This window comes from uncultured Stenotrophomonas sp. (assembly GCF_963519925.1).
Classification (GTDB): Bacteria; Pseudomonadota; Gammaproteobacteria; order Xanthomonadales; family Xanthomonadaceae; genus Stenotrophomonas; species Stenotrophomonas maltophilia_AE.
In genome coordinates this window covers 1-5,250 of record NZ_CAUQPH010000192.1, presented here as the reverse complement: position 1 = coordinate 5,250, position 5,250 = coordinate 1, and the positions used below count along the sequence as shown (strand labels likewise).

Here is a 5,250-nt window from a genome sequence, read left to right as displayed (position 1 = left end):
TCGTAGAAAACATCCATGTTTTCTACGGTCCCGTACCCCCGCACCCGCCGTCCCTCCGATACCGCATCGGTGTCCACGGAAAAAATCAACGGCAACGGCAACGGCAAAAGCAAAAAACCGAGGACGATGGCGGAAACATCTGCCCCGCGTAGAGCCACGCCCTGCGTGGCTGCTCTTCCCAACCGCCCACGACCCTGTGTGGGGGCGGCCGGCGGGTAGCCCCCGTAGGGACTGTCAAAAACATGGATGTTTTTGACAAGCCCCCATGGATGGGTTCACGGCGTGTCCCGGAGGGGGCTACCCGCCGGCCGCCCCACCTCGCAGACAACAGAGACGCCGCGCTTCTGCTTTGGCTTTGGCTTTGGCTTTTGTTTTTGTTTGAGTTCTTGTTCCAGCATGACAACCCACAAAAGCAAAACGGCCGCGCAGAGCGCGGCCGTTTCTTCGTGCTGTTACTTCAGCGCCTTGAAGCGCAGGCGCTTCGGGGCGGCGTCGTCGCCCATGCGGCGGCGCTTGTCTTCTTCGTACTCGCGGTAGTTGCCCTGGAAGAACTCCACGTGCGAATCGCCCTCGAACGCCAGGATGTGGGTGGCGATGCGATCCAGGAACCAGCGGTCATGCGAAATCACGAACGTGTTGCCCGGGAACTCCAGCAGCGCATCTTCCAGCGCACGCAGGGTTTCGATGTCCAGGTCGTTCGACGGTTCGTCGAGCAGCAGCACGTTGCCACCCTGCAGCAGGGTCTTGGCCATGTGCAGGCGGCCGCGCTCACCACCCGACAGCGAACCGACCAGCTTCTGCTGGTCCTGGCCCTTGAAGTTGAAGCGGCCGATGTAGGCGCGCGACTGGATCTCGATGCCGTTGATGTTGAGGATGTCCAGGCCCCCCGCGATTTCCTGGAACACGTTGTGGTTGCCTTCCAGTGCATCGCGGCTCTGGTCCACGTACGACAGCTTCACCGTCGGACCGACCACGATCTCGCCCGAATCCGGCTTTTCCTGGCCGGTGATCATCTTGAACAGGGTCGACTTACCCGCACCGTTGGGGCCGATGATGCCCACGATCGCGCCGGCCGGCACCAGGAAGCTCAGCTCGTCGAACAGCAGGCGGTCGCCGAACTTCTTCGACACGTTCTTGAATTCCATCACCGAATTGCCCAGGCGCTCGCCCGGCGGGATAAAGATTTCATTGGTCTCGTTGCGCTTCTGGTAATCCACCGACTGCAGCTCTTCCAGGCGGGCCAGACGCGCCTTGCCCTTGGTGCGGCCGCCCTTGGCGTTCTGGCGCGACCACTCCAGTTCCTTCTGGATCGCCTTCTGGCGCGACTTCTCCTGGTTGTCTTCCTGCTTCAGGCGCTCGTCCTTCTGCATCAGCCAGTCGGTGTAGTTGCCCTTCCACGGAATGCCGCGGCCGCGGTCCAGTTCCAGGATCCACTCGGCGGCGTTGTCCAGGAAGTAGCGGTCATGGGTGACCGCCACCACGGTGCCGGTGTAGCGCGCCAGGAACTGTTCCAGCCATTCCACCGACTCGGCGTCGAGGTGGTTGGTCGGTTCGTCGAGCAGCAGCATGTCCGGCTTCTGCAGCAGCAGGCGGCACAGCGCCACGCGGCGCTTTTCACCGCCGGACAGCTTGCCCACGACGGCGTCCCACGGCGGCAGGCGCAGTGCATCGGCGGCCACGTCCAGCTGGTTTTCCAGGGTGTGCGCATCGCCCGCGGCGAGGATCGCCTCCAGGCGCTCCTGTTCCTTGGCCAGCTTGTCGAAATCGGCGCCTTCCTCGGCATAGGCCAGGTACACCGCGTCCAGCGCGGCCTGCGCCTGCAGCACTTCGCCCACGCCTTCCTCGACCGCTTCGCGGACGGTCTTGGTCGGATCCAGCTCCGGTTCCTGGGCCAGGTAGCCGACCTTGATCCCGGGCTGCGGGCGGGCTTCGCCCTCGAAGTCGGTATCCACGCCGGCCATGATCTTCAGCACCGTCGACTTGCCGGCGCCGTTCAGGCCCAGCAGGCCGATCTTGGCACCCGGGAAGAACGACAGCGAGATGTCCTTGATGATCTGCCGCTTGGGCGGGACCACCTTGCTGACGCGGTTCATGGTGTAGATGTATTGCGAGGACATGAGCTCTCCGAAGGCGCAACCCTGCGCCCGTTCCGGCAGGAACAGGAACAGATGGGAAAAAGGATGACCTCGATTATAGCCGGAAGCGCTGCCACCCGCCCCTCGGCCCGTGGGACGGGGCTGGCCGCTGCCTGAATGGGCGGTCAAACGGGTTCGAATGGAAACCGTTTCCAGCCGGAAACCGTTCAGATCCCGTCAGCATATGGAAAGCGTCAATCCACCAAGCGAGGCCAATCATGCGTATGAATCGAATTCTGGTCGGAACCGTGGCCTCGCTGCTCGCCTTCGGCAGCATCGCCCCGGCCTTTGCCGATGACCACCGTGGCCGTGGCCATGACCGCCACGAGCGTCACGACGACCGTCATGACCGCCGTCACGACCGGGGCCATGACCGCCGCGACTGGCGCGACGATCGTCGCGAGGCCCGCCACGACCATCGCTACCACGACAACCGTGGCTACTACCGCCCGGCCCCGCCGCCGCGGGTGGTCTACCGCCCGGCACCGGGCCGGGGCTACGGCTGGGCCCGCGGCCACCGCTACAACGAGTACTACCGGGGCCCGGTCTACGTGGTCAACGACTACAGCCGCTACTCGGTGCGCCGCCCGCCGCGCGACCACCACTGGATCCGCGACGACCGCGGCAACCTGCTGCTGGTCGCCATCGCCACCGGCATCATCGCCGACTACGTGATCAACAACCGTTAATGGCGTAGAGCCACGCCCTGCGTGGCTGCCCCGGGAGCCCCAAACGAAGAAGCGCGCCTCCGGGCGCGCTTTTTTTCGCGTGCCAGGCCCCGGCCCGCTTACAATCAGGGGCCCGCTGTCCCCCCTTCTGCCTGGAGTAAGCGATGTTCCCGCGTGACGTCCGCATCGAAACCTACGATCCCGAACTGGCCAAGGCCATCGCCGCCGAAACCCAGCGTCAGGAAGACCACGTCGAGCTGATCGCCAGCGAGAACTACACCAGCCCGGCCGTGATGGAAGCGCAGGGCAGCCAGCTCACCAACAAGTACGCCGAAGGCTATCCGGGCAAGCGCTATTACGGTGGTTGCGAATACGTCGACATCGCCGAGCAGCTGGCGATCGACCGCCTGAAGCAGCTGTTCGACGCCGACTACGCCAACGTGCAGCCGCACAGCGGCTCCCAGGCCAACCAGGCGGTGTATTTCGCGCTGCTGCAGCCGGGCGACACCATCCTCGGCATGAGCCTGGCCCATGGCGGCCACCTGACCCACGGTGCCAAGGTCAATGCGTCGGGCAAGCTGTTCAACGCCGTCCAGTACGGGGTGAACGAGCAGGGCCTGATCGACTACGACGAGGTCGAGCGCCTGGCCGTGGAGCACAAGCCGAAGATGGTCGTGGCTGGTTTCTCGGCGTATTCGCAGGTGGTGGACTGGGCGCGCTTCCGCGCCATCGCCGACAAGGTCGGCGCCTACCTGTTCGTGGACATGGCCCACGTGGCCGGCCTGGTCGCCGCCGGCGTGTACCCCAGCCCGCTGCCGCATGCGCACGTGGTCACCTCGACCACCCACAAGACCCTGCGCGGCCCGCGCGGCGGCATCATCATCGCCAAGGGCGCTGGCGAAGAGATCGAAAAGAAGCTGCAGTCGATCGTGTTCCCCGGCATCCAGGGCGGTCCGCTGATGCACGTGATCGCCGCCAAGGCCGTGGCCTTCAAGGAAGCGCTGGAGCCCGGCTTCAAGGCCTACCAGCAGCAGGTGGTGAAGAATGCCCAGGCGATGGCCACCACGCTGATCGCGCGCGGCTACAAGATCGTCTCCGGCGGCACTGAAAACCACCTGATGCTGGTCGACATGATCGGCAAGGACGTGTCCGGCAAGGACGCGGAAGCCGCGCTGGGCAAGGCCCACATCACCGTCAACAAGAATTCGGTGCCGAACGACCCGCGTTCGCCGTTCGTGACCTCGGGCCTGCGCCTGGGCACCCCGGCCGTGACCACCCGCGGTTACACCGAGCAGGACTGTGTCGAACTGGCCAACCTGATTGCCGACGTGCTTGACGCGCCCGCCGACGAGGCAGTGATCGCCCGCGTCCGTGACGCGGTCAGCGCGCAGTGCCGCCGGTACCCGGTCTACGGGTAATCCGGGCCCCTGGCAGCGGCGTCCGGCGCCGCTGCCAGGAACCATGAACCACATCCCGATTTGTACGCAGGGGTCTTCTCAGGTACCGTTGCGACGCTGCCGTGACCACGGCATGACGTTTTCCTGATGCAAGGCGTTCCATGTACTGTCCGTTCTGCCAGCATGCCGATACCCGGGTGATCGACTCGCGCGTCTCCGAAGACGGTGCGACGATCCGCCGTCGGCGTGAGTGCGAGGCCTGCAACGAGCGCTTCAGCACGCTGGAAACCATCGAATTGAAGCTGCCGGCGATCGTCAAGAGCGATGGCAGCCGCGAGCAGTTCGATGCGCGCAAGTTGCGGGTCGGCTTCGACCGCGCGCTGCAGAAGCGCCCGGTCCCCGAAGACAAGATCGAACTGGCGGTGCGCGCGGTGATGCAGCAGCTGCGCATGTGCGGCGAGCGCGAAATCCCCTCGATCAAGGTCGGCGAGTTCGTGATGAACGAGCTGCGCAAGCTCGACCACGTGGCCTACGTTCGGTTTGCGTCGGTCTACCGCAGCTTCGAGGACGTGGCCGATTTCCGCGAGGAGATCGAGAAGCTCGAACGCGAGCTGCCCTCCAGCACCGAACAGCTGCAGCTGCTGGGCGACGTCATCGCCCTGACCAAGAAAAAGAAGGGGTAGAGCGGACTGTTAGTCCGCTGCTCTTGATCCGCTTCTTGCCGAAGCAGCGGACTAACAGTCCGCTCTACCGCGCGTGGGCGGCAGCGGACTAACAGTCCGCTCTACCGCGCGTGGGCGGCAGCGGACTGACAGTCCGCTCTACCGGGTTGGCGTTACCATGCCCGCATGACTGATTTCTCCACGCTCGACCACCTGCACATGGCGCGCGCACTGCGCCTGGCCGAACGCGGGCGCTTCACCACCCGTCCCAACCCCGTGGTCGGCTGCGTGATCGCGCACCACGACCGCGTGGTCGGCGAGGGCTGGCACCAGCGCACCGGCGGTCCGCATGCCGAGGTGTTCGCGCTGCGCCAGGCCGGCGCCGAGG

The 5,250-nt window shown here is 65.2% G+C and carries 4 protein-coding genes and 1 pseudogene; 4 read left to right on the top strand and 1 reads right to left on the bottom strand.

All coding sequences use genetic code 11. The features are described 5' to 3' along the window. Positions 1-452: 452 nt before the first annotated feature. The gene (gene ettA, locus RWO33_RS19000; protein ID WP_145481505.1) at positions 453-2,117 is read right to left on the bottom strand and encodes an energy-dependent translational throttle protein EttA; all 1,665 of its coding nucleotides are present in this window, start codon (positions 2,115-2,117) and stop codon (positions 453-455) included. 236 nt (positions 2,118-2,353) lie between these two features. Here ettA and RWO33_RS18995 point away from each other — a divergent pair, with 236 nt between their 5' ends. From RWO33_RS18995 to RWO33_RS18980, 4 genes and pseudogenes are all read left to right on the top strand, one after another. Then, positions 2,354-2,824 carry an RcnB family protein gene (locus tag RWO33_RS18995; RefSeq protein WP_145481506.1) on the top strand — a complete coding sequence of 157 codons (471 nt, stop codon included), beginning with the start codon at positions 2,354-2,356 and terminating at the stop codon, positions 2,822-2,824. Between the two features lie 143 nt (positions 2,825-2,967). Further along, entirely contained in the window at positions 2,968-4,221 is a 1,254-nt protein-coding gene (glyA, locus tag RWO33_RS18990) for a serine hydroxymethyltransferase (protein WP_314106850.1), read from the top strand. Between the two features lie 140 nt (positions 4,222-4,361). Then, positions 4,362-4,883 carry a transcriptional regulator NrdR gene (nrdR, locus tag RWO33_RS18985; protein ID WP_145481508.1) on the top strand — a complete coding sequence of 174 codons (522 nt, stop codon included), beginning with the start codon at positions 4,362-4,364 and terminating at the stop codon, positions 4,881-4,883. Between the two features lie 165 nt (positions 4,884-5,048). Beyond that, positions 5,049-5,250, top strand: a pseudogene (locus tag RWO33_RS18980) (riboflavin biosynthesis protein RibD); the annotation flags it as partial.